Source organism: Pantoea sp. y20, assembly GCF_054903455.1.
Map to the genome: position 1 here is coordinate 172560 of NZ_JBUBNJ010000002.1, position 25911 is coordinate 198470.

The following is a 25911-nucleotide window of genomic DNA, read 5'->3' on the forward strand; positions in this document are numbered from 1 at the left end:
ATTTAATTATCGCTGAGTATAGCAGCCGCAAAAACGGCACCCGCAGGTGCCGTGATGGCTATCAGAATGTGTCCGGTAACGCGTAGGCGATGACGTAATCGCCTTTACCTGTTCTCATGAAATGATGTCCGGTTGCTTCGATCACCAAATACTCTTTACCGTTCTGTTCATAAACCATTGGGTTTGCCTGGCCACCTGCCGGCAGCGGCGCTGACCAGACCGTTTTCCCGGTTCTAATATCAATGGCACGGATAAGGTCATCCGTCGCTGCTGCAATGAAGACCAGCCCGCCTTTGGTTACGGCAGAACCCCCATTGTTAGGGGTTCCGATGTTAATCGGCATACCGGTTGGAATGCCAAACGGACCGTTTTTCCTGGCCGTCCCCAGCGGGCGATCCCAGACGGTGTGCCCGGTACGCAAATCAATTGCACGAATGCCACCGTACGCGGGCTCGTTGCAGAGCATGCCGGTAAAGCCATTCTGCCAGCCCGGATTGATGTTTAGAGCGAACGGCGCGCCGCTCTGCGGTGTCAGCGGACTGGCATGGGTGTCAAGGTTATAGCCAATTTTATCCGAAGGATGGACGTGAAGCTTATCCGCAACGCTCCTTGCCACAAACTCGGTATAGTTAACGGTGTTGTTATAGTTGGCAATGACTAGACCATTCACAGGGTCAACTGAAACGCCACCCCAGTCACTTCCGCCGTTGTAGCCCGGATAGGAAATAAACGGTCTTCCGATTGAGCCCGGCGTATAGGCGCCTCTGTAGTCAGCCTGCTGGAATTTAATCCGGCAGTACAGCTGGTCCAATGGCGTTAGCCCCCAGGTGCTGGCAGGCGTCAGATCCGGTTTGCGCATGCTGTTGAAAGTGGAATATGGCTGGGTCGGCGAACGCTTATCCGGGTCGGTTCCTCCCTGTGGCGCTGGCTTTTCAATCACATCAAACAGCGGCTTGCCGTTTTCACGATTAAGGACGTAAAGCTCAGCGTTTTTGGTCGGCAGAATGATGGCGGGAATTTTACTGCCATCGGCCTGAGGATAGTCAACGAGGGTAGGTGGTGAGCCCAGATCGAAATCCCAGATGTCATGATGGGTCGTCTGGAAGTTCCAGCGCGGGAGCCCGGTGTTGATATCAAGTGCTACCAGCGAATCGCCGTACTTCAGCTCAGCAGGGGTACGCGGCGCGCTCCAGTAGTCACCGGAAGGGTTAGCGACAGGAAGATACACCAGCCCCAGTTTTTCATCACCGGTAAACGAGGTCCAAACGTTAGGACTTCCGCGCTTGTAAGCGTCATTGCCGTGCTTAGGCGTGGCGTCCTCAGGATTAGCAGCATCCCATGCCCACTTTAGCTTGCCGGTTCGAACGTCGTAGGCTTTAGTAACGCCTGGCGGGCCAAAGACACGCTGGCCGTCAATGACCTGATGACCAACAACAATCGTATCCCTGATCACTACCGCTCCGGAGGTAATCGAAACGTAGCCGGTGTAGGTTTCACCCATATCCTTAAGGATCGATACCTCGCCGTTATTGCCGAAATCAGTGCAACGGGTTCCGTCCTGCGCATCCACCTCGAATACACGGGCATCCAGCGTGCCCAGAATGATCCTGCGATCGCAGTGCTGATACACGCTGGCGGTGGCAGGAGCGGGCTGCGAAGGTTGTTGAGAGGGTTTCTGAGTACCGTCAAAATAGGCCAGAGAGCGGCATGCAGGAGTGTAAGGCAGCGCATCCCGGTTAATTTTAGGGTCAAAGCGCCATTTTTGTTTTCCCGTAGTAGGGTCTAAGGCGACTATGTTGTTTGCAGCTGTACAGACATAAAGGAAATCACCCACTTTGATTGGCGTGTTCTCCGTTCCCCAGCGAGCGCCTGGTGGCAAATCTCCCGCATGAGTCTGCCAGGCAACCTTCAATTTACTGACGTTTGCAGGCGTAATCTGTGACGTTGAAGAATAACGTGCTGCAGACAAATTTCCACCATAGGCAGGCCAGTCATTTTTGACCTCCTGTGAAGTGGTTCCGGTACCGGTGTCAGCGGAAAAGTTTTTACCGTCAGGTGCCGGAAAACCATTGGCTTCGGTCGTGTTATGAGGAAGAAATGCCAGACCGCCCGCGCCAATAAAGGTGAGAACCAGTACTCCCGTCACAGCCCCGCTGTGCTTACGCTGCAGGCGTGGAAGCAGCGTTGACAGGTGGAAGGAGAACGCGATCGCCAGCAGCAGTATCAGTGCGAAACGAGGCACCCAGCGCCAGTAATCCGTACCGGATTCAGATATCGTCCAGAACAGCGTGCCGAAGAACAGCAGGCTGAACCAGAGAACCGCAATAGCTTTCCCCCTGAAAAGGGCCACCCCAGACAGAATGCTGAGGACGCCTGCAATGGCGTAATACCAGTTACCTCCCAGCGAGATAAGCCAGACACCGCCGGCAAGCATGTAGATTCCCAACAGCAACAGTATTGCTGCAAGCAGTTTACCGACCCATCCTGGACGGTTCTTGAGGTTTGAAGGTTGATTCACGATTATGACCTTGCCTGTATGAATAATTAAACTAAATAAAGCGCGCAAATTGTTATCACGATGTAAGTATTTTGTCACACCAGTTATTTATTTTAAGCACTAATTATCCAATGAGCCTTTAATTCATGAGCGCATGAGAAAAAACTCATCATATTAAAAATGAAAATGTACGCCTATAGTTTTATGGGGCAGGTGCGCTTGAGTAGTGAGGTATTAATCAGATGGTTGGGTTCATAAAATATCTGCTTTATTTATCTCATAAAGTACGCATCTGAAATTTCGTTAACTTTAAAAGGGATTAAATATGGGAACTAAAAGCCAAAAGAAATCCGAGCGATTCATTCCTGCTGAAATAGCTAAGAAACTCCCTGAGACCTCTGAAAGCATGCTGGCGGATGAATATCTGACGGACAGGCCTCAAGCCAGTTGCAGGGTCTTCCGAGCCTACAAAGGTGTTCCCCCGCATTTCCATCAACAGTGTGATGAGTATTTATATGTTGTATCCGGCAGAGGGACGTTCTGGATGGAAGATGAAAGCACCGAGGCCGAGTTTGCTCCGGGTCACCTGTTATTTTTTGAGCGTAACGTGATTCATGCGCTGCCAACGCTCATTGAAGAGCCTGTCGTTTTCCTGTCCATCGACAGTCCCCGTCGGGAACCTGATGATATCATTTTTGTGAACCCTGAGGACGGCTCTGCGTCTGACTTTATGCTACGTAACGGGCAGGGATAGCGCGCAATTGCCCGATGTTCTGCCGTGAGTGTTCTGGCGACAGAGGTCGGGCAGGCCACATATCAAAGCCGTACCTGTCATGCGTGGCATGGTCTTCTGATGCAGAGTTCAGTTAGTGTGATTTCATTCAAAAGCAATAAGTCAGCTAAAGCCGGTTTAGAAATCAGTATTTGTTTCAACCGATTTGACATTCGTGTACAAGATACTGAGCCGATGATCTTTTCGCTCATTTTTAAAATCACCGTCAGCCAGAGATCTTATACCTTCAACTATTAATTTCTCATTCAGAGCCGTCGCATCCGCTAATGGCAGGAAACGGACGCGCGCGTCAGGCTCGCTATGAGCGAATAGCGGACATTCACGGCCATCAATTTAGCTGACAACATGCCCTTGATATATCGTCAAATTAGTGGAGTTTTTCTTTCGATATTCTTTAAACAGATTCAAATTTCATTAGTTATGACTCCTGCATCTTAACGACTACTTTGCCCTTCGCGTGCCCCTGATCCAAATAGGCAAGAGCTTCCTTTGCTTCTATAAAAGGGAATACCTTGTCGATCACCGGCCTGATTTGTTCTGCCTCAATGAGTTTGCCGATTTGGGCGAGCTGATCGCCATCAGGACGGACAAAAAGAAATGAATAAGTGAGGCCTCGATTTTTTGTAAGACGTATGATCTTGCGGCTCATCAGCCCGAAAACTAAACGCAGCAGGACGTTTAGTCTCCGCGACCGGGCGAACGCAGCATCTAATGGACCGATGAGAGAAACAATCTTTCCACCCGGCTTGAGAATTTGGGTGGATTTTTCAATTGAATCGCCTCTGATAGTGCCGAGAACCACATCGTAGCCGCTCAGCTCGTTTTCAAATTCCTGCTTTTTATAATCAATCACTTCGTCTGCGCCAAGATGACTCACCCACCCGGCGTTGTCTGTGCTGGTTGTCGTGGCCACCTGTGCGCCAAGGTGCTTCGCCAGTTGGATGGCAAAACTGCCAATCCCCCCGGAACCTGCCGGGATGAAGACCTTCTGACCAGGCTGCAACCCGGCTCGCTCTGTCAGCGCCTGCCAGCATGTGAGGCTCACCATCGGGAGCGAAGCCGCCTGCACGAAATCCAGGTTCGTGGGTTTTATGGCTGCAGCGCTCTCTGGCACCACTGCAAACTCCGCAAGAGAACCTATTCCCGTGTCGAAAGTGCTGGCGAAAATTTCGTCACCAGGCTTGAACCGCATCACTCGACTCCCCACGGCGATGACAACCCCGGCTAAGTCGCTTCCCAAAGTGGCGGGGAGTTTAAAATGCAAAACCGGTTTGAATATTCCGGTTGGGATCATGTTATCAATCGGGTTCAGACCCACAGCGAAAACTTTTACCAGAATTTCATTATCATTGGGGGAAGGGCAATCGATATTATCGAATCCCAGCTCAGGGGATTTACCATAGCGTTTAAACGTAAGTGCTTTTATCGTCTTATTCTTCATTTATTTTTTTCGCATCAAGCTGAAGACTTTTGCGCACCACATTATCCAGGAATGACGCAGGAGCGAATCTGAGAATAAAATTCAATTGACCTGCCAGCCTTCCCGCCGTGTAGCGCACCTTTGGGCGTAAAGTCTGAGCAGCTTTAACCACCACGTCAGCCACCACCTCCGGACTTTCCGCCTCAGCCATTGCTTTGCTCACCACTTTCGTCAGCTTAGCCCGGATCTGGTCATACTCCTGAAGCTTTGCATCCGCCTCGATATTATTGGCTTCAAACTGTGTTTTCATGTAGGCAGGTTCGATGACAGACACTCTGATGCCCTGTGTGCGCAGTTCATGATCCAGTGCTCCGGTATACCCTTCGACCGCATGCTTACTGGCAGCATAAAGTGCCACATACGGCAACGGAACGATGCCGAGTATCGAACCGATATTGATGATGCGCCCGCTGCCCTGACGGCGCATATGAGGGATCACTGCGCGGCTCAACCTGACGATGCCCAAAAAGTTGGTGTCGAAAATGTGTTTGGCCTGTTCGACAGAACTCTCTTCCGCCGCCGCTGGAGCAACCCCAAAGCCCGCATTATTAACCAGAACATCGATTCGCCCCTCCAGACGCAGCAACTCCTCAATGGCGGCCTCGACAGAAGCGTCGTCCGTCACATCCAGCGCCAGTAAAGGAAATGGATGCTTTCCCGCCTGAGCGCCACGCCGGCTCGTACCATATACCGTAAATCCTGCGGCTAAAAGTTTGTGACCAGACGCTTCGCCGATACCCGAGGACGCGCCGGTAACCAGTGCAACACGTTTTTTTGCCATGCTGAATAAGACCTTCATGAGATGTTTCAGGTTTCTCATCGCTGATGAGACGACAGGCTGTAATGGATTTATGTCGGATTTACCGCTGTGCAGAACAGCCGGAAGACCGTTCTGCACAGGACACCTCATTGATTACAGTGATTTATATCGTTCTGCGGATTCATCTTGTTTGATGTCCGAAAGCAGAGCCTGACGCGAAGCATCCAGGGTGTCCCAGCGGGCAGCATTATGTAAAGGCGGAATGGTGACCCGTTCACGGCGGTCAAAACCTACCAGTGCGGCATCCACTAATTCGCCCACTTCCATGAATTTTGCCGAGTTAGTGATGTCGATACCCGCACGGTCCCAGATTTCCGTGTAAGTGCCGGCAGGGAGCACCGCCTGGATATAAATGCCTTTAGATGACAGCTCGACATTCATTCCCTGAGACAGGAAAAGCACGAAGGCTTTGGTGGCGCCGTAAACCGTCATGGCAAATTCTGGGGCGAGGCCGACGATGGAACTGATGTTGACGATCGATCCCTCGCCCGCTTGCACAAAGCGTGGTGCCACGGCACTGGCAAGTCTCGTCAGCGCAGTAACATTAAGCGCGATAAGGCTTTCTATTGAATCAGGTGTCTGCTCTGCAAAACTGCCGGACTGTGCAACACCCGCGTTATTGATAAGAATGCCAATCTGCGCGTCTTCACGCAGGCGAGCTTCGACCACAGCTAAATCGCTCGTTTGCGTAAGGTCAGCAGGCAAAACATCGACAGAAATGCCATTTTCCTGTCGCAGACGATCGGCCAGTATTTCTAACTTCGTTTTGTCGCGCGCAACCAAAACCAGGTCGTGGCCCCGGCGGGCGAACCGTTCAGCGTAAACCGCACCAATACCCGTGGATGCGCCTGTAATGAGAACTGAAGCTTTAGTCATAATTTGATCTTCTTTATCAAAGTGTAAACATAATTCGCCATGTGCGATGTATGAAGAACCGTCACACCGGTGCTTTACTTACTGGTCTCAGTCAGCGACGGGTAATCGGTATATCCCGCTGCGCCACCGCCATAAAGTGTTTCAGGATTGATTGAGGCCAGAGGTGCGCCCGTCTTCAGCCTTTCGACCAGATCGGGGTTGGAGATGAACGGGCGACCAAACGCGAACAGATCGGCTTTACCCTGCGCAAGCTGAGCGGACGCCAGTTCCAGGTCATAGCCATTGTTGCCAATGTAGGTGTTTTTAAAACGCTGGCGCAGGGAGTCGTAATTGAACGGGGATACATCACGCGGGCCGCCCGTCGCACCTTCAACTACATGGAGGTACACGATGCCTAATGCGCTGAGTTGGTCAGCGACGTAATCATATTGCTGCTGCGGATCACTGCACGAAATCGCATTAGCAGGAGAAACCGGTGAAATACGTACGCCGGTGCGGTCAGCACCAATCTCATCTTTTACAGCCGCCGTGACTTCCAGCAACAGGCGCGCACGATTCTCAACAGAGCCGCCGTATTCATCAGTACGCTGATTTGCGCCATCTTTGAGGAACTGTTCCAGTAGATAACCATTCGCGCCGTGAATCTCTACGCCGTCAAAGCCGGCGGCAATGGCATTGGCCGATGCCGTTCTGAAATCGTCGATAATCCCCGGTATTTCCTGCAACTCCAGCGCACGTGGCTCAGAAACATCAGCAAAGCCATTGTTCACAAAGGTTTTTGTCTCGGCGCGAATGGCTGACGGCGCGACCGGTGCAGCGCCACCCGGCTGTAAATCGACATGCGAAATTCGTCCTACGTGCCATAACTGTACAAATATGCGCCCACCTTTGGCATGCACCGCGTCAGTCACTTTACGCCAGCCATCGATCTGAGCCTGCGTGTAGATCCCCGGCGTATCCTGATAGCCCTGCGCCTGTGCGGAGATCTGCGTGGCTTCAGTGATCAGCAATCCTGCTGTGGCACGCTGGGCGTAGTAGGTCGCCGCCAGTTCGCCCGGTACCAGCCCCGCTCCGGCCCGGTTACGTGTCAGCGGTGCCATCACGATGTGGTTGGCCAGTGTTAGTGAGCCAAGTTCATAGGGTTGAAATAATGTCTGATTCGTCATGCTTATTCGCCCGTTAATGGTGGGTTGAGGTGTCAATGTAATGATGATGATCATAATCTATAAAGTCAACCCGTTTGATTACGGTCATCATCAATGTATACTTAAACTCAATTTTTAAGAGGGGGCAGGAAAGCATGAAAGTGTCGAAAGAGCAGGTTCGGGAAAACCGGACACGCATTGTTGAAACGGCCTCAGAACTCTTTCGCGAACGCGGTTACGATGGCGTGGGCGTGGCGGAACTGATGTCAGCGGCAGGCTTAACCCATGGCGGGTTTTACAAGCACTTTGGTTCAAAGGCAGACTTGATGGCGGAAGCGATGAGCTGCGGATTTACGCGTACTGCAGAAAGCACGGCAGGTGTGGACCGGGAAAAATTTATTGCATACTACCTCTCCCGACAACATCGCGATGATATGGGAAAAGGGTGCGTGATGTCAGCACTGGGCACCGATACATCCCGTCAGTCTGAATCAATTAAGGCGACATTTGCCGCTGGAATTGAACGCCAACTCGCCGTTTTAGGAATTGAAAATGGCACGCGCGCTGACCTGATAGATACCATCGCCCATCTTGTGGGTGCACTGGTGTTGTCTCGTGCCTGCCCAGATAATTCCGCTCTGGCTGATGAAATTCTGGATGTCTGCCGTGCGCGTCTTGTTAATCATGAAGCCAGTGAGGATTGAATGTGTTGGGCTAAGGGGACTTGTTTTCAGCAGTGCATATAAATAAATCACCAACGTCCGCTTCTGGCACAGGGCTGCTGTTGCAACCCTCGCTAGTTAGACTTCAATCGATTCAGATATCTCCAGGGCATCATCGACTTTAATGCCCAGGTAACGAACTGTGCTTTCGAGTTTTTTATGGCCCAACAGAAGCTGGATTACCCTCAGATTTTTTGTTTTTTGTAGATTAGATAAGGTTTAGTCCTGCGCATAGAATGCGTGCTGTAAAGCGAATCGTCGAGACCGAGCTTCTCAATCCATCCGTGAAAAATACGGTTATATTGCCGGGTTGAGATGTGGCGTTATGAGCCAACGCGAGACTGGAATAGATAGTCGCCATTTCGCAGGTGAGCCATTTTGATCCAGGCCGCTACTGCCCCCTGTGCAGTATGAAGAATACAGAGTAGCCACTTTAAGTAAGGCTGAATGTGTCAAACTTTTCGATGAAACTAACCACAAAAAGTTCATCCTTAGCCACGAACGCAGTTTCATGAAGCCGTTGCTATCTGATAAACAGCATTAACCTGTTATAAGATGCAATGAGATAAATAGACGAGCTAAGCCAGGTGAAACTGCATAACTCAGATAATATCTGCTTTTGCCAAAAGTGTAATGACGTCAGGCCAATGTCCCATATTAGCGAGAAGCGGAAGCCAAATTGCTTTCCTTTGCGGGGCAGGGGGTGCCAACAAAGCTCGGCAATATTGAGGAAACATATTTGTTGAATCCGGTAAATCTCAGTGCTAAAAGAAAAGAGCAATTTTTTTGGATTCGTTGTGTTTCCTGTTCCTGATACCCAACCCATAAGAGAAAGTCAGAAAATGATTAAGTCAGTTCATCCAGTTACAACCGTTACCACCACCGGAACTTTCGGCGGCGTGGGCGTATCTGTGACTGGCTCCTGACAAAACAGACTCTGACTCCCCGCCAAACCGGACGGGGAAGAAAATTTCTCCGTTCATGACTCACTGAATGGAGATACATCATGATTTCATCTGAAAATGCGCTTTTAGTTATCGATATGCAGCAGGGACTTTTCCGTGGCCCCGCCTCACCGTATTTTGCCGACTCGGTTCTGTCTAACATCTGCTTGCTGATTGAAAAAGCGAGGTAGGCTAAGGTGCCCGTATTTTTTGCCCGCCACACCGGACCTGATGATTCTCACTTCTCTGAGCAAAGTCCGTTGACACAACTGATACCCGAAATGAATGTGAACGCCGAGCACGATGTCGTGTTTATCAAAAAGCACCCCAACTGTTTCCGGGATACGAACCTGCAGCGTCAGCTTAGCCAGCGAGGTGTTAAGGAACTGGTTATCGCCGGGATGAAAACAGAATTCTGTGTGGACACTACCTGCCGCGCAGCACCGGAACAGGGATTCAGGACCGTGCTGATTTCAGATGCGCACACGACAATGGATAACAATTACCTTTCCGCAAATGAAATCATCAGCCACCACAACGTCACACTAGCTGGCCCGTTTGTGTCGCTCGCGACAGCAGCTGACTGGGCCTTTCACTCTGAGAAATGAGTTGAGACTGAGAGCCGCCCTCAGGGCGGCTAAGGTGCTTAAAGTCCGCTTCAGGCACGAAGCAGAAGTGCGTCTTAGACAAGGTCCGCTATGAGCGAAAAGCGGACATTATTTTGGGGGCGGAAACGTCGTAATGACTCAACCGTTAGGGAGTTTTAATTTTGCTTGTTCTGGTAAAGATCCCAGCGGTTGCCGTACAGGTCCTCAAATACAACTACTGTTCCGTACTCCTCTTCGCGAGGCTCTTGGGAGAATGTAACGCCTTTTAATTTCATGGAGTTGTAGTCGCGCCAAAAGTCATCAGTTTGCAGAAAAAGGAATACCCTTCCACCACATTGATTGCCTATAAAATCTTCCTGCCTCTCATTTGAAGCGCGTGCCAGTAGAAGATTGCAATCGCTTTCCGGGTTAGGTGTGATTACGACCCAACGTTTACCCTGCTGAGGTGTATCTTCAACGAGAGTAAACCCCAGCGTTTCCGTGTAATACTCAATTGCCCGATCATAGTCATCAACGACTATGGCCACATATCCCATGCATCGCTTCTGCGTTCTCATTTCTGTTCCATTAGGTTTCAGACATAACTACCAAGAAACATTTTTTTAACATAAATGATCCTTAGTTGCATTATGGGTTTGTCCAAAGCACTGAAGTCTGCTTTTCGCTCATAGCGGACATGGGCCTGCACAACGTCCGTTATGAGCGAAAAGCGGACGTCTCAGCTTTAAAAAGTTGATGTCGATTTTAAATTACAAATGATCCGGTATTAGTTTGGCGTACCGGATCATCAATAATGACTAAATTTTCTATGGTTCTAAAGCACATGTGGTCGATGCAATCAAACCACCCTTTACAGCGGTAAAGGGGAATAAGCAGGAAAATCGGTATAACCTCGCGCGTCCCCGCCAAAGAAGGTGTCGCGGTTAAATGCGGTCAATGGGAATGCATGGCGAATACGCTCTGGCAAGTCGGGGTTTGAAGTGAAAAGGCGACCAAAGGCGATTAGATCAGCGTCACCCTGTTGCAGCATACTTTCTGCATCATCCGGCTTGAAACCGCCTGCCGCAATAATGGTTCCCTGATAAAAAGCACGCAAATCTCGGCTTGCGACCGGTTCGGAATAATGTCCTGACTCCCTGTCATCTGGACCGACGATACGGGGTTCAATAATGTGCAAATAGGCCAGCTCTAACGGGTTCAATTGCTCGACCAGATAGCGGAAAGTCGCCGTGGGATTACTGTCATGCATATCGCCATAGATACCGCTCGGAGAAATACGTAAGGCAACGCGTCCCGGCCCCCACACAGCATTGAGTGTTTCCACTGACTCCAGCAAAAAACGCGCACGGTTTTCAAGGCTGCCACCGTAGTTATCAGTGCGCTGATTGCTGCCATCCAGCAGAAACTGTTCAGGTAAATAGCCATTGGCTGCATGCAACTCGACACCATCAAATCCAGCGGCTTTGGCTCGAAGGGCGGCCTGTCGCAGCTCATCCATAAGACCTTTTATCTCACTCGTTTCTAATGCACGGGGCTCAGGAAAAAGTTTGCCCTCATACGCGCCCTGGGGATTTTTAACCACGCCATAGGTATCTCTGGCGATCAGCGCAGAAGGGGCGATGGGTTGGCGGCCTGCTGACAATTCAGGCAGCGACTGGCGGCCCGGATGCCAAAGCTGAAGTACGATTTGACTGCCACGAGCATGTACCGCCTCGACTAATCGTTGCCAGCCCGACTGTTGTTCATCAGTAAAAATACCCGGAGCATCTTCATAAGCGTTAGCAAAGGGAGACACAGCTGTTGCTTCAGCGATAAGTAGTCCTCCCTGACTTGCACGCTGGCGATAGTATTCAATCATTAATTCGCCCGGGATACCGCCCTTTACGGTTCGCATGCGCGTGGTGGGCGCCATCACCACGCGGTGACTCAGCTGTAATTTTCCAGCAGAAACAGGTAACAGTAACGTCTTCATAATATTCCCCTCGCAATGAGGAAGAGCTCCTGTTCACAGGGAGTTCCTCGTTATGGTCATTATCAAGTTCAGTGGTTTACTTTATCGGTGGTGGCTAGCCATCAGGCCTGTTGCTGAGCCATGGTGTGTACAACCTGGGCCGCGCTTATTCCCTCAAGGGCCAGACCATAACCAATGCCTTCTTCTAACAGTCGTTTCAGGCGTTGAGTCAGTGCAATACGGGTATAACGCGAGGTCAGCGGCGGAAGGGCGGCAATACCATCAGCAATTTCATGTGCACGAGCAAGGAGGTTATCTGCGGGAACAATTTCGTTCACTACCCCCCACTCTTTCGCCGTCTGCGCATCAAGCACCTGACGGGTAAGCAGGAAGTAACGACCGCGGATTGAGCCGATGACTTCTGGCCACAAAATGTGAACGCCATCGCCGGGAACAATACCGAATTCGAAATGGGGTTTATCCTGGAAAACCGTCTCTGGAGTTGCCAGTACGATATCGGTCAGCAAGGCATATTCGCTGTGAAGCAGCACCGGGCCATTTAACGCGGTGATCATCGGGACTTCGATATCCAGAATGTTGCTGAGCACCTTTTTGCCTTCACGCAGGATTTTGTCGAAACCGAGCGGACTGAAGAAATCGAACCCTTCCGGGCTGATGGCGTCCATAAAGGCATCACCTGAGCCGGTTAGGATCACAGCGCGGTTTTCACGGTCTTCGCCGATGGCGTGAAAAAGGGAAACAAACTGTTCGTGGGTGTGGCCATCAAAAACCAGCTTTTCACCGGCTGTGTGGAACTGGACTTCCAGTACGCCATTGGGTTTGCGCGTCAGGCGGGCATTGGCAAAGGCATTACGATAAGAGTCAAACGTTGTCATGGAGGCGATCCTTGTTGTTTCCAGCCCGGAGTGGCTGGCCGTGAAACAACACTATTCCATTCCCATTAAAAAGGGATCGCCTCATGATTAGATAACAGCTATTCCCATAAGGAATAGCTGTAGCTATTTTTCCGCCATGATGGTTTCAACAAAGCCGGCGAACTGTCGTGCTTTGGCGCTTGCCAGACGGCCATTAGGGAACACGGCCCACAAATCGATGGATGGCAGCTGCCATGCCGTTAGCACTTTTCTGACCGCGCCGCTTTTAAGTTCCCCTGCAAACATCCAGTCAGAAGCAATGCACAATCCCATATGACTGAGCACGGCAGCGCGCTGACCTTCGGCGGCACTGACTCGAATGCGCCCTCTCAAAGAAATGGGAATAACCGCGTCCTCGCGGGTAAATGACCACAGGCTTGGCTGAGGGTTATAAAGAACGGCATCATGTTCTGCCAGTTCGGCTGGCGTGCTGGGCTCCCCTTTGCTGGCAAGATAGTCTGGCGTGGCGATAACGGATCGTGGACTTGTCGCCAGTTTACGGGCTACGGCAGTAGAGTCGGGCAGGTTTCCCATCCTTAACGACACGTCAACACCTTCGGCAATCAGGTCAATCACCCGGTCATCAAGAATGACGTCCACATCCAATTCGGGGTGTTCCTCAAGAAAACGTGGAAGCTGAGGAATGACATGCAGCCTCGCAAACGTGGTGGCTGCTGAAATGCGTAATTTTCCGGACAGCCCTTTTCCCGCGCCTCTGGCGGCCAGTTCAGCCTCGTCTGCTTCCTGCAAGGCGAGACGCGCCCGCTCGTAAAATCGCTGGCCTGCCTCGGTTGGTGTCAGGCCATGGGTTGAACGGGTCAACAAACTGGTGTGTAAGCGGGCTTCTAGCTGAGCCACAATTTTCGATACGGCAGGTTGACCGATGTTGAGCTGTCTGGCCGCAGCTGAAAAAGACCCTGTATCCACTACGCGAATAAACGTGGCCATAGCCTGAAAGCGATCCATCTCATTCCCCTGAAGAATAGTTGTTATCCCGGCAGGATAACTACTATTCCCGTGACGTGCCAGCCAATATCTTGCACAGCACCTCGGGAATGGCCCGGCGGTAATTTTAACCAGGAAAGGATCATGATAGATATCTATGCATTTGCTACGCCTAACAGCATCAAAGTGCCGATTGCGCTGGAAGAACTCGGTCTTGATTATATTTTACACGCTGTGAATGTGCGTAAAGGAGAGCAGAAATCGGCTGAATTCATCACCCTTAATCCTCACGGCAAAGTCCCGGTGCTTGTCGATACGGATGCCGGTTTCGGGAAGCGGGTGCTGACCGAATCCGCCGCTAATCTGGTTTATCTTGCCGAAAAGAACGGAATACTTTTGCCTGCCGCTGGCCTGGAAAGAGCGCGCGTATTTGAGCAGTTATTTTTTCATGCTTCTGGACTGGGGCCTGCTTTTGGTCAGGCCGGATTCTTTCTACGTCAGGCAGCTGGGCCGCAACCGCTGGCAATGCAACGTTTTTCATCAGAAGCCGACCGTACAGTAAAAGTGCTGGATAGCATCCTTGCCGATCATGAGTTTGTCGCTGGAGAGGCATTTTCGATTGCCGATATCGCGCACTTTGGCTGGTTGTGGCGTCGCGAGTTTGCTGGCGTAAGCCTTGAAAACGCACCGAATGTTACACTATGGTTTGAACAGATGGCGGCACGCCCTGCCGTCAAGCGCGCGATTGAACGCGTTAACGCGCTCGCCTCAGTTTGAGGCGCTGCACTTTAGAATATCTGAGAGATGGTTTTTAACCCTGTTCCGGCGCTCTGTCCCTGAGATCAATAACTGGAGTAAATGATGAAGAAAACATTTCTGATTACCGGTGCCAGTAAGGGCATCGGGCTGGCACTGTCCCATCGGCTTGCCGGTGCGGGGCATCAGGTGGTTGGACTGGCGCGAGGCGCTAACCCACACTTTCCCGGTACCTTAATCAACGCAGATCTGGCAGACGTTGAGCAAACCCGCCAGACCTTTGAATCCTTGAGTCAGCAATTCGTCTTTGACGGGATAGTAAACAACGTCGGGCTGGTAAAGCCACAGCGCCTTGGTGAAATCGATTTAACCCAGTTTGACGATGTGATGCGCGTCAATCTCTTCCCGGCGATACAGGGAACTCAGGCTATTCTGGCTGGAATGAAGGATCGGGGCTGGGGAAGGATCGTCAATATTTCCAGTCTTACCGTGCTGGGCAGCGTTGAGCGGACCGCGTATGCCGCAGCTAAAGCGGCCTTGATTAGTTTCACCCGTAACTGGGCTCTGGAACTCGCTCAGACCGGAATTACCGTGAACGCCGTGGCGCCCGGTCCTACTGAAACCGAACTTTTCAGGGCAAACAATCCGCCAGGAAGTGAGGGTGAGGCGCGCTATCTTGCGGGTGTACCTATGAAACGGTTTGGGCAACCGGTTGAGATCGCTGCAACAATTGCCTTTCTGATGTCGGAGGATGCGGCCTTTATAACAGGACAAACCTTATATGTTGATGGCGGTGCATCGATAGGCAACCTAATTTTTTGATAGGTAAAAATCGAGGCCAGAATCAAATTTTGCCCCTTCAAGTGACTTAATAGCGGCATGCTGTTATGTCCGCTGTTGGCGAGAAGCCGACATGCACACTGCACGATCCACTTTAACCACGAAGCAGGTCATGTGTTTACAGCTCTGAGAGCGTTGAGAAGAAAGCAAAGTATGATGACTCAATACTCACCTATAATTGCCCGACTGAAGACGGAGCGGTGAATATTGCCTATGCATTTTCAGTCGCGCCCACGCGTATGGCATGAGCATCAGATGTCGCTGGATAATACCTGCTCGATAAAAAGCACGAAGCGAAACGCCGTGTCGAGATCGGCAATGTTTAATGCGGGTCACTAAAGATCCTGAACTCATCAGCCGATAAATAGAGATCAGCTTTTGCGGCCCTAAGATGCCTCATAACAGGCTCTGGCAGTGCTGCGATGGAAAGCATGACGTTATCATAATCAGGCACTTTTTCAGCACCTGATGGGTTTTAGCAGCAGAAATAAATGTGTTCAGCATCATCGGCAAACAACGGAATCACCAGCATGAATATCGCGATCAAACCCACACTTTCTGCCGTTTGGTCGACGGATGCACGGGGCATTTGCATTGCCAGCCAGGAAAGCCCTGAAGGCTTATTGCCCCTACTTAAAGGCATAACGCTTTGTGAGTGGCTTAGCCTTGCGCTGGTAGAGGAAGATGCAAAAATCGCGATGCAGCTGACAGCGGCATTAGAGTTTAAGACGCCATTTAATATAGAGGTGCCGATCAAGTGTCTGGATGGAACGATGCGCCATGTGATTGTTTCAGGTCTGCCGGCATGCCAACCAGGTGATTCTCATACACAGTTTAGCGGCTTCGTTTTAGATGTTACCGGACAGCGCAAAGCCCTTCAGGACGCGCTGCGCACGGCGACAGAATATCGTTTGTTGATTGAAAACAGTACTGATCTGATCGCCCACTGTGATGCGGATGGTCGGTACGTTTCGATCTCTCCTTCGTATAGCGAAATGATAGGCTGGTCAGCCGATGAAATAGTGGGCCAGCTGGTGGTGGACTTCCTGCATATCGACGATCAAAAGCCTGCTGCGGCAGTTCTGGCAAATATCTTCAACGGTGCTGAGTTACCAGACGTCGTCGAGGTGCGTAAAAGGCATCGTAACGGTCACTACATTACACTTGGCACTAAGGCCTGCGGCGTAAGCGATCCCTCTACAGGTAAAAATATCGGAGCAGTGCTGGTTTCGCGTGACATCACCCGTGATAAAGAAAAGATGTTGATGCTTGAGCTGCTCGCGACCCGCGACACCTTAACCGGACTGCCAAACCGAGCCTGGATCAACGACAAAGTGCAATCCATGCTTACGCACGTAGAAGATCCTGCGTATACGACTGTCCTGTTTATCGATCTGAATGGATTCAAAGCAGTTAACGATTCGATGGGGCACGCAATAGGGGATATGTTGCTGCAGCAGGTAAGCGAACGGCTACAAAGTTGCATGCGCCAGGGCGACTCGTTAGCACGTCAGGGAGGAGACGAGTTTGTCGTGGCAGCAAAGTGCAGTAGTCATGATGCTGCAGCCGCTATTGCACTGCGCCTCATAGACGGCCTGAAGGGTCCTTTTGCTATCAATGGCGTAGAAGTAAAGATCGGCGCATCGATTGGCATCAGCCTGGCACGATTTGGGACAAAAACGGTAAATACGTTATTTGAAAATGCCGATACAGCGATGTATCAGGCTAAAGCACGACGTGATGGGTCATATCAATTTTTCCAACCTGATACGCTGCCAATGTGAGATTAAGCCAGCCCGTTTCACATGCTCTCTCCGGCGCTCAACTTCTTTTCCATTTAGCATGATCTTCAAGTATGTGATGAAGTTGGCCAGAGGAGGGCATGCCGGTCGCCGTTACCACGGTGAGGGCAAATAGGCCAGACTTTCAGTATGATTATGGCATTTACTGGTATTACAGGAAGCTGTCGTTTCCTTTTCAATCCAATCTGAGTAATGGTAAGAGCGCAACATAAGTTAAATTTTTCTTGAAGTCAGCGTGTTTTTAAAACACGCTTCTTTTTTAAAATAATGTAACTAAAAAAATCTAAAATATTTCCCCTAGAATAAAGGTTAATTTAAATTTAGTTATTTACGGAGTTAAATTAAACCAAAGCATTTAAAAATGCCAAATTTAACTTAAGTAATCCGTGATAACTCAAGTAGTTCTTATATTTTCCGTGCGTGATAAATTTGAGTGAAGCCCTTATAGATTTTTCGCCCAGGCAGGGTTAATTTCACTGTCTATAATTCCTCTTCTTCGGCAAAGCATCTTGAACTTTAAGAGAATTATAAATGAAAATATCTACACGTCTGGCTGCGGGTTTCAGTCTGCTCATTATTCTTTTCGTATTGTGCACGGGGATTGCTCTGAACGCATTATGGCAGGCGCGGGATGGGATGGAAGATACGGTCAATAACAAGATTAAGCGCTTTACGCTGGTTCAGGATATGCGAGGAATTGCTCGAGATATGGCCATTGCCGTGCGCAACCTGGCTTTACTGAGCGATCCCGTAGAAATGCAGCCCGAATGGCAGAGATTAATCTCGCAGCAGAAAAATTATATTGAGAAGCGCCGTGAGCTGGTGGATAGCATGAGGATCAATGTTTCCTCTCACGGGAAGGAGGCTCTTGAAAAAGTCCTTGCCTCTGAGAGCGCCGCGATGGAGACGTTAATGATCGCAGGTCAAATGGGACTCGATAACCGTCAGCAGGAAGCAACGGTTTACCTCATGAAAACGGCGCGACCGGCGCAGCAGGCATTAATGGGATCGCTGGATGCGCTAACGAACATCGAAATGACACTCAGCAAGGATACGATGGCTGAGAATAGTGCATCCACGACACGTACAGCGTTTATTTTATTAATAATGGCGGCGCTCTCAGTGATTATTTCTGTGGTGACCGGTTATTTAATCGTACGTGTACTGATGCGTCAGCTAGGCGGCGAGCCCGCCCAGGCACAGGCACTTGCGGCAGCCATCGCCGCGGGGAATCTGACAACCTCAATAACCTTGCGCCGTAACGATAAGCACAGCCTACTGGCATCGTTAGATCGTATGCAGGAGAGTCTACGTGGACTGGTATCACAAATTAAAGACTCGGCTGGATCCGTTGCTTTAGCCGCGGATGAGATATCAAAAGGCAACACTGAACTTTCATCGCGTACTGAACAGCAGGCCGCTGCGCTTCAGGAAACGGCCGCGAGTATGGAGCAACTCACGGCAACGGTGAAAAGTAATACTGCAGGTGCACAGCAGACGGCACAAGTTGCACGTGGGACAGCAGAGCTGGCGCGAGCTGGTGAGGCGGATGTGCAGAAAATGTCGGATACGATGAACGAGATTTCTCTCAGCGCGACAAAAGTGAGGGATATTACTTCAGTCATCGAAAGCATTGCCTTCCAGACCAATATTCTTGCACTCAATGCCGCCGTTGAAGCTGCTCGCGCCGGTGAAGAAGGAAGGGGATTTGCCGTGGTTGCCGGTGAAGTCAGAACGTTAGCACAACGAAGTGCGACTGCTGCACGGGATATCAAACAACTCATTGAGCAGGCCGTAGGGCAGGTGGAAAGTGGTGTGAACGTGGCGACAGGAACCGGGCAGAGCATCATGAAAATCGTCAGCATGGTAGGTGAGCTCGCGGATGCGATGGACGAGATATCTCTGGCTTCCTCCGAACAAATGCAGGGAATTTCACAGGTCAGCATTGCCGTCAGTCAAATGGATGGCGTAACGCAGAACAATGCTGCATTGGTTGAAGAGTCCTCCTCTGCGTCGCAAGAGCTTTCTGCTCAGGCACATGCTTTACGAGGCATGGTTGAAGCGTTCCTGGTTTAATATTTTCATTTACAATGCGGGGCCCTGCTTTAATCTGGGCCCCGCATTGTTTGAATTCTTTTCGTTCGACTCCGTGTGAAAACAGCCTTAGGCAAGCTTACTCTGTGGCTCTTCCTGTTAAGGATGGGTCGCTGAGATGGCGCTAAATACCTTGTCAGTGACGATGGCCGGGTATTATCGAAATATGAACTGCTCAGTTAACAATAAACACGATACCAACAATGTCCGCTCCTGCCAAAGTGGACGCTGTGCATGACAGCGTCCACTATGAGCGAAAAGTGGGTCTTCGCGTTTAAAGCAGGGTTTATTAACATTGTCGATGGATGGCAATGCAATCAACTCAGGATTGCCTGGGCTTAGCATTCAGCCTTTATTTACCCTTTTCAGCAAGCCGCTAAGCTTTTGCACAGCCGATGTGATAATCACAAAAAATACGGGCACAAAGAAGATGGCCAGCAGCGTACCGCTAAGCATCCCGCCGAACACGCCTGTGCCAATCGCATTCTGGGTGCTCTTACTGGCACCGTTTGCCATCATCAGGGGAACTACACCAAGAGTAAAAGCCAGTGACGTCATGATAATTGGCCGCAGGCGTAGTCGGGCTGCTTGCTTCGTTGCCTCAAGCAGCGGCTCACCCTGCGCATAAAGTTGTCGCGCAAACTCTACAATGAGGATGGCGTTTTTGGTTGAAAGTCCGATTAGTGTGATCATACCGACCTTGAAAAAAACATCGTTAGACATACCTGCGAGAAATACCGCCAGTAGAGCGCCAGCCATACCCAGCGGAACGACAAGTATTACTGAAAGCGGTACTGACCAGCTCTCATACAGCGCGGCAAGCACCAGGAAAACAATAAGAACGGATAAGGCGATCAACAGCGGCATTTGAGCCGCTGAGCTACGTTCCTGCAGCGAGGTGCCAGTCCACTCGGCGTAATAGCCTGCTGGAAGAGAAGCGGCAAGTCGGTCCATTTCAGCCATCGCTGCCCCGCTGGAGTAGCCAGCAGCGGCGCTGCCAGTGATTTTAATCGCCGGATAGCCCTGATAACGACTGAGCTGCTGCGGCGACTGGGTCCAGTCCGTCGAGATAAAGGCCGACAGCGGCACCATCTCACCCGAGGCATTCCTGACGTAAAGCTTAAGTAAATCTGCCAGTTGCATACGGTAACGGGAGTCCGCCTGCACAATAACCTGTTGTACTCGCCCGTTATCTACGTAGTCATTGACGTAGTTTGAGCCAATCGCGACTGACAGCATCTGATTAATGTCGTCAAAGCTGACGCCCATTGCCTGCGCTTTTTCTCTGTCTACCTCAAGAGTGGCACTTACACCCGCAGGTAAACCCTCAATGTAGACATCACTGACCACGCCACTGTTATTGGCTTTCTCCGTTAGCTCTGAGGCTGTCTGCAACAATGCTGTAAAACCGCGGCCGGCACGATCTTCGAGGTAGAGGTCAAAACCCGATGAAGTCCCCATATCAGAAATCGCGGGCGGCATCAGGCTCATTACCGTGGCGGCGGGATCGTCATTCATCTTCGTCTGGACAAATTTTGCTTCACCATCAGCGGTCGCGCCTTGCCGTTCGCCCCATTCTTTCAGGGTGGTAAAGGCCATCGCGGTGTTCGGACCGGATCCGGAAAAACCAAAGCCAAAGATGGAGATATTACTGGCAATGCCGGGCCTTTCCATGATCGTTTTTTCAAGCCGATCAACCACATGACGGGTTCTCTCTTGTGTGGCATCTGACGGCAACTGGATCGACGTCATAAAGTAGCCCTGATCGTCTTCAGGGATAAAGGATGAAGGCAGCGCCAGATAGGCAGCAAAAATCACCGCGCTCAGCATGGCATAAATCAGCATGACGCGGCCGCCACGGCGTAGCGTGGCGTGCAATGCCCGCTCATAGCTTGTCGTTAGGGCACTGAAGCGGCGGTTAAACACGCCTGCAAAGCCTTTCTTTTCTACGCCGTGCTGCGCAATCGGCTTCAGCAGGGAAGCACACAGTGCAGGGGTCATCGTCAGCGCAAGAAAAGCCGAGACCAAAATGGAAACAGCCATCGAAAGTGTGAACTGCCGATAGATGACGCCAACCGAGCCGGTGGCGAATCCCATGGGAATAAATACGGCGGTAAGCACCAGCGTAATACCGATAATCGCTGGCGTAATCTCGCGCATTGACTCACGTGTTGCTTCTTTTGGCGACAGGCCTTTTTCAGCCATCAGGCGCTCAACGCTCTCCACTACCACTATCGCATCGTCAACAATGATGCCGATAGCCAGCACCATGCCAAACATGGTCAGCACATTAATGGAAAACCCGCTCATCAGCATTACGGTAAAAGTGCCGAGCAGCGCCACCGGCGCGACAATTGACGGAATAAAGGTGTAGCGCAGATTCTGCAGAAATAGCAGCATCACCAGGAATACCAGCACCATGGCTTCAATAAAAGTGTGGATGACTTTCTCAATCGACAGCTTCACAAACGGCGCGGTATCAAACGGCACCGAGAACGTCATGCCCTGAGGCAGCACCGTTGAGAGTTCATTTAGCCGAGAACGCACGCCCTCCGCCGTGCTGACGGCATTGGCACCCGGCATCAGCTGGATCGCTGCGGCAGTAGCCGGATGGCCGTTTTCACGAATCGCGTACGCGTAGCTCTGCAGACCCTGTTCCACGCGCGCCACGTCAGCCAGCCGGACGCGCGAACCGTTACTTAGCGCCTTAAGCGTAATGTTGCGGAACTCTTCCTCAGAACTGAGCTGCCCGCGTACGTTAAGCGGGTAGGTCACAGCTTGTCCGGGCTGCGCCGGTTCATCGCCGATTCTGCCCGGCGAGACCTGGGCGTTCTGCTGGCTCAGCGCGGTGGTAACGTCGCTGACCGAGAGCTTATAGTTAAATAGTTTGACCGGGTCCAGCCATACGCGCATTGCTTTCTCAGCGCCGAACAGCTGTACTTTGCCAACGCCTGGCACGCGACGTAGTTCCTCAGAAACGTTACGCGCAAAATAGTCGCTTAGGTCCTGTTCGCTGAATCGACCCGAGGGCGAGCGCAACCCGACGATCATCAGAAATCCCGCGTTGGCCGCCTCCACGTTCAGACCGTTCTGACGTACGGTCTGAGGCAGCCGGGATTCAACCACCTTGATTTTGTTCTGCACATCAACCTGAGCGAGCTTGATGTCCGTTCCGGGGTTAAAGGTCACTGTAATGCTGGCAGTGCCTGACGTATCACTTGAAGACTCGAAGTAGAGGATGTCGTCAACGCTGGAGATTTCTCTCTCGATCAACGAGATGACCGAATCATTCATCGTTTCTGGCGTGGCGCCGGGATAGGTCACCGTAATGCTGACGCTCGGAGGAGCCACAGCGGGGTACTGCGCCACGGGCAACTGCGGAATGGCAATTATGCCTGCCAGTACAATAAACAGGGCGATAACCCATGCAAAAACAGGCCTTTCAATAAAAAATTGCGGCATCGGAATATCCGGGAATAAGCAGTAAAATTTGCAGTGTGCGTTAGGATCAGATTTGTTCCGTATGGACGCGGCGGCCGATATCACTCAGCTGGGAGTATTTCTCCAGCAGTTGAGGGCCATTATCCAGGCTGGTAGCGAACATCCACATATAGGTCATGACCGAATAAATGTGCCCGGCACTGATCCCCGTTGTCTGCGTCATCCAGATAATGGTCAGACTAAATAGCATGGCGACAAGCACGCCGATTGACAGATATCCCATTGCTTCGCGATCGGAGAGGCGTATGCGTAATCTGGCGAGCGTGGAGTAATGTCGCTGTAAAGATAACGATGTCGCCCTGCTAACAAAATCAACCTCTTTTTCCAGCCGATTATTGAGTTTGTTATAGAGCACTTCATTTTTACGGGCAAAACCAGGCAGGAAACAGGCCAGTAAAGCCAGGATGACCAAACAGGCAATACCCGCCCAGAATTCGATAATCAGCAACATTACTGCGGCACCCATCATCGAAAACAGCGAAGTGATGAGCATAGGAAAGTGCAGTTCAAAAAAATCAACAAACTCTCTCGACAACACAACCCGTGCTGCAACGGTTGAATGATTAAAGTTATTTTTACGTTGAGTCTTAATCACGGATACCGCCAGGGCCGCATAAATCCTGGCAAAAGTGCGGGTATCAACGCTTCTGCGCGCTGCACCCAGACACCAGATAAATAAGATCAATACGCCATAGAGCATCGCATTTATCGTCTGCCCGGACATGATGGCGTTAATGGAGACGCCAGCCAGAATCGGATACAACAGATAAGTGACGTTTTCGGCAACGACCAATAAAAAAGTAAAGAACAGCTTTTTGCGGTAGCGGTTAGCCAGTGATTTCAGCGTGCCGGAGGCGCTTGTGGTCGGGGAGATAGCCTTTATATTTTCAGTGTTCATGAGTGGTACTTCTGTTAAAATAGAGCAAGTGCTCAATAATGGTATATGTTATTTGAGCAACCGCTCAAAGTCAACTGAGGTAAGAGATGAACGCTAAATCTGAGCTAATGAAAGAGAAAATTCTTAATGCGGTTATTGAGTTATTTACAGAGAAGGGTATTGATAAGGTTAAAACGCGAGATGTAACAGAGTATCTGGGCCTATCACGAAGCCATATTTACCATTATTTTAAAGACTGGCAGTCGCTGAGTCTCGCGGCAGTAACAAGTTTTATCAATGCAGAAATTAAGGAATTTCGTCTCATCATTCAGCCTTTATCCGCCAGGCAAAAATTGCAGGAATTTATTAACGGGATGATTACCGATGCCCCCGACCCGACCCGTAAATTATATGGTTCCTTATGGTTACTCTCTACTCATGACGAAGCTTACGCGAGTCTGATGCAAACCTTTCTGGATGAGTGGCATGAGGTGCTGGCAAACATTATTCAGACAGGCATGGACGAGCAGTCGTTCCGAATTGTTGATGTGCACCGCGTAGCGCGCCAGTTGGATGCAATGCTGTTTGGTTATAGTGAGCAGATCTTAACCCTGCCATCTAAAGGCTTAGTAGAGCAGGCGAAGGAAGATATCGACGATTTTATCCATAGAAACATACTGACATGCTGATAAAACATTAATTTAGCGTGACGGCCCTGAACTGCAAGGGTGGAGCGGTCAAGACTTAGGGGCGGCAGAAGCGTTTTGCTTCAACTCTGTCTCCTGCAAGCCCCCCGGATGAATATGTTTAAATTATGAAGTGGGCTATAAAACGGGAAAAAGCTCTACTAGCAACATCCACTGCTGGGGCTAACCAAATACAAATGCAGAGCCATGCCCGTTCATCATTTATTTCAGACGACAACTCATTCATTCGTAACAGGCGCGGTTTTCGCATCGTTGTTAACCGGCCTGGTAGCCGTGACGGGTTGGCTTTTTATCAAATAACCGTTGAGACGGTCACCAAAGATTAAAATTGTCGAAATCCCCTCCTCAACCATTCACCTGCCCGAAAGGGTTGTAAAATGTGTGTACGATCAGGGATATTGATGCGGCTATTCGCAGCGCAGGTGACGAAAGGGAAGGGAGCAAGGTGAAAACGTCGGGAACCAATCTGGAACACGCACGGGCGCACAATCGCCGCGTGATCATTGAAGCCATTCGCCTGCACGGCGAATTGACCCGCGCCGAGCTGGCTCGTCTCACGGCGCTGACGCCGCAAACCGTGTCGAATATTGTGGCGGAGCTGGAGCAGGCCGAACTGCTCACCAGTCGCGCGCCGCGCAAACAAGGACGCGGGCAACCGGCAATTCCGGTGACGCTTAATCCCGCCAGCGCCTTTTCGATCGGCATCCATCTTGATCATCAAACGTTGCTGATTGTGCTGGTGGATCTCACCGGCGAAATTCATTTCCGCCGCCTGATTCTGGTACAAAAACCCCAGCCGGATGCCACATTAGCGCGCATCGCCGATGTGCTCAGCGAAATTAAAACGCAGCTGGGCGATCGCTGGCAGAAAGTGCTGGGCATTGGCGTGGTGATGCCCGGTCCGTTTGGTGTTGAGGGCATCTCGTCGATGGGGCCGACCACGCTGCACGGCTGGGAACAGGTGGATATCGAAGCCAAACTCGCCGCGATGAGCGGCGTGCCGGTGACGTTGGAAAACGACGCCACGGTGGCAGCAATTGGTGAGCGTTTTCATGGCGTCGCGCGTCAGCTCAATTCGTTTGTCTATCTCTACATCGGCACCGGTTTAGGCGCGGGCATCATCATGGATGGCCACGTCTATAGCGGCCATGCGCATAACGCCGGCGAAGTCGGGCATGTGGTGGTGGAGCCGGGCGGACGCGAATGTTACTGCGGCAATCACGGCTGTTTAGAACGCTATGTTTCACTGCAGGCGGCGTACGAGTTTTGCGGGCTCGATCCGATGACCGCTTTGCCGGAAGATTTGCTGGAAGTCGATCCGGCGCTGTTCGATAAATGGATCGATAGCGTGTTAACGCCGCTGCGTCAGGCGATTAACCTGCTGGAATGCATCTTCGATGCCGAGAGCGTGATAATCGGCGGCATGATGCCTGCGGTGCTGCTGGATAAAATCATGCGTCGCCTGCCGCCGCTCTATCAGTCAGTGCGCGGTCGCTACCTCACCGGAACACGCGTAAAGATCGGTATGACCGGCAGCGATACCGCCGCGCTGGGTGCCGCCGCGCTGCCGATTTTCGACGAGTTCAATCCACAGTTTAACGTGTTGATGAAGTAGCGG

At 51.0% G+C, this 25911-nt stretch carries 19 protein-coding genes and 2 pseudogenes; 9 read left to right on the plus strand and 12 right to left on the minus strand.

Going from position 1 to position 25911, the window contains the following annotated elements:
- Positions 1–61: 61 nt before the first annotated feature.
- Positions 62–2518 carry a membrane-bound PQQ-dependent dehydrogenase, glucose/quinate/shikimate family gene (locus tag ACYAC5_RS20600; protein ID WP_312464496.1) on the minus strand — a complete coding sequence of 819 codons (2457 nt, stop codon included), beginning with the start codon at positions 2516–2518 and terminating at the stop codon, positions 62–64.
- A gap of 304 nt (positions 2519–2822) precedes the next feature.
- Between ACYAC5_RS20600 and ACYAC5_RS20605 the strand changes: the two genes are divergently transcribed.
- Positions 2823–3251, plus strand: a complete 429-nt coding sequence (locus ACYAC5_RS20605; protein WP_192413343.1) for a cupin domain-containing protein — start codon at positions 2823–2825, stop codon at positions 3249–3251.
- 457 nt (positions 3252–3708) lie between these two features.
- Here the strand turns inward: ACYAC5_RS20605 and ACYAC5_RS20610 are convergent, their stop codons facing one another.
- The 4 genes from ACYAC5_RS20610 to ACYAC5_RS20625 all read right to left on the minus strand — a co-directional run bounded on the left by ACYAC5_RS20610 (position 3709) and on the right by ACYAC5_RS20625 (position 7632).
- Complete coding sequence (locus ACYAC5_RS20610) at positions 3709–4731, minus strand: NADP-dependent oxidoreductase (protein ID WP_192413341.1); 1023 nt, start codon at positions 4729–4731, stop codon at positions 3709–3711.
- A complete protein-coding gene (locus tag ACYAC5_RS20615; RefSeq protein ID WP_309837886.1) occupies positions 4721–5551 on the minus strand; it encodes an oxidoreductase in 831 nt (276 codons plus the stop codon). The genes ACYAC5_RS20610 and ACYAC5_RS20615 overlap by 11 nt, the downstream gene beginning before the upstream one ends.
- A gap of 132 nt (positions 5552–5683) precedes the next feature.
- A complete protein-coding gene (locus tag ACYAC5_RS20620; protein ID WP_309837310.1) occupies positions 5684–6466 on the minus strand; it encodes an SDR family NAD(P)-dependent oxidoreductase in 783 nt (260 codons plus the stop codon).
- A gap of 74 nt (positions 6467–6540) precedes the next feature.
- Positions 6541–7632 carry an alkene reductase gene (locus tag ACYAC5_RS20625; protein WP_309837311.1) on the minus strand — a complete coding sequence of 364 codons (1092 nt, stop codon included), beginning with the start codon at positions 7630–7632 and terminating at the stop codon, positions 6541–6543.
- 134 nt (positions 7633–7766) lie between these two features.
- Here ACYAC5_RS20625 and ACYAC5_RS20630 point away from each other — a divergent pair, with 134 nt between their 5' ends.
- On the plus strand, positions 7767–8315 hold the full coding sequence (locus ACYAC5_RS20630; RefSeq protein WP_309837313.1) for a TetR/AcrR family transcriptional regulator: 549 nt from the start codon (positions 7767–7769) through the stop codon (positions 8313–8315).
- A 96-nt stretch (positions 8316–8411) separates the two neighbouring features.
- Here ACYAC5_RS20630 and ACYAC5_RS20635 read toward each other — a convergent pair.
- Positions 8412–8731: pseudogene (locus ACYAC5_RS20635) on the minus strand (tyrosine-type recombinase/integrase); the annotation flags it as partial.
- 608 nt (positions 8732–9339) lie between these two features.
- Here ACYAC5_RS20635 and ACYAC5_RS20640 point away from each other — a divergent pair.
- Positions 9340–9885: pseudogene (locus tag ACYAC5_RS20640) on the plus strand (cysteine hydrolase family protein).
- Between the two features lie 155 nt (positions 9886–10040).
- Here the strand turns inward: ACYAC5_RS20640 and ACYAC5_RS20645 are convergent.
- The 4 genes from ACYAC5_RS20645 to ACYAC5_RS20660 form a co-directional block, all read right to left on the minus strand.
- A complete protein-coding gene (locus ACYAC5_RS20645; protein ID WP_280173241.1) occupies positions 10041–10442 on the minus strand; it encodes a VOC family protein in 402 nt (133 codons plus the stop codon).
- A 293-nt stretch (positions 10443–10735) separates the two neighbouring features.
- Positions 10736–11857, minus strand: coding sequence for an alkene reductase (locus tag ACYAC5_RS20650; RefSeq protein ID WP_280173240.1), 1122 nt, complete (start codon positions 11855–11857; stop codon positions 10736–10738).
- Positions 11858–11958: 101 nt separating this feature from the next.
- Entirely contained in the window at positions 11959–12732 is a 774-nt protein-coding gene (locus ACYAC5_RS20655; RefSeq protein WP_110866701.1) for an enoyl-CoA hydratase/isomerase family protein, read from the minus strand.
- A gap of 123 nt (positions 12733–12855) precedes the next feature.
- Complete coding sequence (locus tag ACYAC5_RS20660; RefSeq protein ID WP_309837317.1) at positions 12856–13737, minus strand: LysR family transcriptional regulator; 882 nt, start codon at positions 13735–13737, stop codon at positions 12856–12858.
- A 123-nt stretch (positions 13738–13860) separates the two neighbouring features.
- Here ACYAC5_RS20660 and ACYAC5_RS20665 point away from each other — a divergent pair, with 123 nt between their 5' ends.
- The 4 genes from ACYAC5_RS20665 to ACYAC5_RS20680 all read left to right on the plus strand — a co-directional run bounded on the left by ACYAC5_RS20665 (position 13861) and on the right by ACYAC5_RS20680 (position 19190).
- On the plus strand, positions 13861–14493 hold the full coding sequence (locus ACYAC5_RS20665; RefSeq protein ID WP_280173238.1) for a glutathione S-transferase family protein: 633 nt from the start codon (positions 13861–13863) through the stop codon (positions 14491–14493).
- Positions 14494–14574: 81 nt separating this feature from the next.
- Positions 14575–15294: an SDR family oxidoreductase gene (locus ACYAC5_RS20670; RefSeq protein WP_280173237.1), complete on the plus strand. Its 720-nt coding sequence runs from the start codon at positions 14575–14577 to the stop codon at positions 15292–15294.
- A 548-nt stretch (positions 15295–15842) separates the two neighbouring features.
- Entirely contained in the window at positions 15843–17096 is a 1254-nt protein-coding gene (locus ACYAC5_RS20675) for a sensor domain-containing diguanylate cyclase (protein WP_280173236.1), read from the plus strand.
- 549 nt (positions 17097–17645) lie between these two features.
- A complete protein-coding gene (locus ACYAC5_RS20680) occupies positions 17646–19190 on the plus strand; it encodes a methyl-accepting chemotaxis protein (RefSeq protein WP_462063313.1) in 1545 nt (514 codons plus the stop codon).
- Positions 19191–19553: 363 nt separating this feature from the next.
- Here ACYAC5_RS20680 and ACYAC5_RS20685 read toward each other — a convergent pair whose 3' ends face one another.
- Complete coding sequence (locus ACYAC5_RS20685; RefSeq protein WP_462063315.1) at positions 19554–22670, minus strand: multidrug efflux RND transporter permease subunit; 3117 nt, start codon at positions 22668–22670, stop codon at positions 19554–19556.
- 46 nt (positions 22671–22716) lie between these two features.
- Entirely contained in the window at positions 22717–23607 is an 891-nt protein-coding gene (locus ACYAC5_RS20690) for an ABC transporter six-transmembrane domain-containing protein (protein ID WP_110866708.1), read from the minus strand.
- An 86-nt stretch (positions 23608–23693) separates the two neighbouring features.
- Between ACYAC5_RS20690 and ACYAC5_RS20695 the strand changes: the two genes are divergently transcribed.
- On the plus strand, positions 23694–24275 hold the full coding sequence (locus ACYAC5_RS20695) for a TetR/AcrR family transcriptional regulator (protein ID WP_217547616.1): 582 nt from the start codon (positions 23694–23696) through the stop codon (positions 24273–24275).
- A 463-nt stretch (positions 24276–24738) separates the two neighbouring features.
- Entirely contained in the window at positions 24739–25908 is a 1170-nt protein-coding gene (locus ACYAC5_RS20700; protein WP_137387222.1) for an ROK family transcriptional regulator, read from the plus strand.
- The last annotated feature ends 3 nt before the right edge of the window (positions 25909–25911 follow it).

Coding starts and splice junctions, on each gene's coding strand:
- ACYAC5_RS20605 (WP_192413343.1), top strand. CDS start 2,823: ATGGGAACTAAAAGCCAAAAGAAATCCGAGCGATTCATTCCTGCTGAA.
- ACYAC5_RS20610 (WP_192413341.1), bottom strand. CDS start 4,731: ATGAAGAATAAGACGATAAAAGCACTTACGTTTAAACGCTATGGTAAA.
- ACYAC5_RS20615 (WP_309837886.1), bottom strand. CDS start 5,551: ATGGCAAAAAAACGTGTTGCACTGGTTACCGGCGCGTCCTCGGGTATC.
- ACYAC5_RS20620 (WP_309837310.1), bottom strand. CDS start 6,466: ATGACTAAAGCTTCAGTTCTCATTACAGGCGCATCCACGGGTATTGGT.
- ACYAC5_RS20625 (WP_309837311.1), bottom strand. CDS start 7,632: ATGACGAATCAGACATTATTTCAACCCTATGAACTTGGCTCACTAACA.
- ACYAC5_RS20630 (WP_309837313.1), top strand. CDS start 7,767: ATGAAAGTGTCGAAAGAGCAGGTTCGGGAAAACCGGACACGCATTGTT.
- ACYAC5_RS20645 (WP_280173241.1), bottom strand. CDS start 10,442: ATGAGAACGCAGAAGCGATGCATGGGATATGTGGCCATAGTCGTTGAT.
- ACYAC5_RS20650 (WP_280173240.1), bottom strand. CDS start 11,857: ATGAAGACGTTACTGTTACCTGTTTCTGCTGGAAAATTACAGCTGAGT.
- ACYAC5_RS20655 (WP_110866701.1), bottom strand. CDS start 12,732: ATGACAACGTTTGACTCTTATCGTAATGCCTTTGCCAATGCCCGCCTG.
- ACYAC5_RS20660 (WP_309837317.1), bottom strand. CDS start 13,737: ATGGATCGCTTTCAGGCTATGGCCACGTTTATTCGCGTAGTGGATACA.
- ACYAC5_RS20665 (WP_280173238.1), top strand. CDS start 13,861: ATGATAGATATCTATGCATTTGCTACGCCTAACAGCATCAAAGTGCCG.
- ACYAC5_RS20670 (WP_280173237.1), top strand. CDS start 14,575: ATGATGAAGAAAACATTTCTGATTACCGGTGCCAGTAAGGGCATCGGG.
- ACYAC5_RS20675 (WP_280173236.1), top strand. CDS start 15,843: ATGAATATCGCGATCAAACCCACACTTTCTGCCGTTTGGTCGACGGAT.
- ACYAC5_RS20680 (WP_462063313.1), top strand. CDS start 17,646: ATGAAAATATCTACACGTCTGGCTGCGGGTTTCAGTCTGCTCATTATT.
- ACYAC5_RS20685 (WP_462063315.1), bottom strand. CDS start 22,670: ATGCCGCAATTTTTTATTGAAAGGCCTGTTTTTGCATGGGTTATCGCC.
- ACYAC5_RS20690 (WP_110866708.1), bottom strand. CDS start 23,607: ATGAACACTGAAAATATAAAGGCTATCTCCCCGACCACAAGCGCCTCC.
- ACYAC5_RS20695 (WP_217547616.1), top strand. CDS start 23,694: ATGAACGCTAAATCTGAGCTAATGAAAGAGAAAATTCTTAATGCGGTT.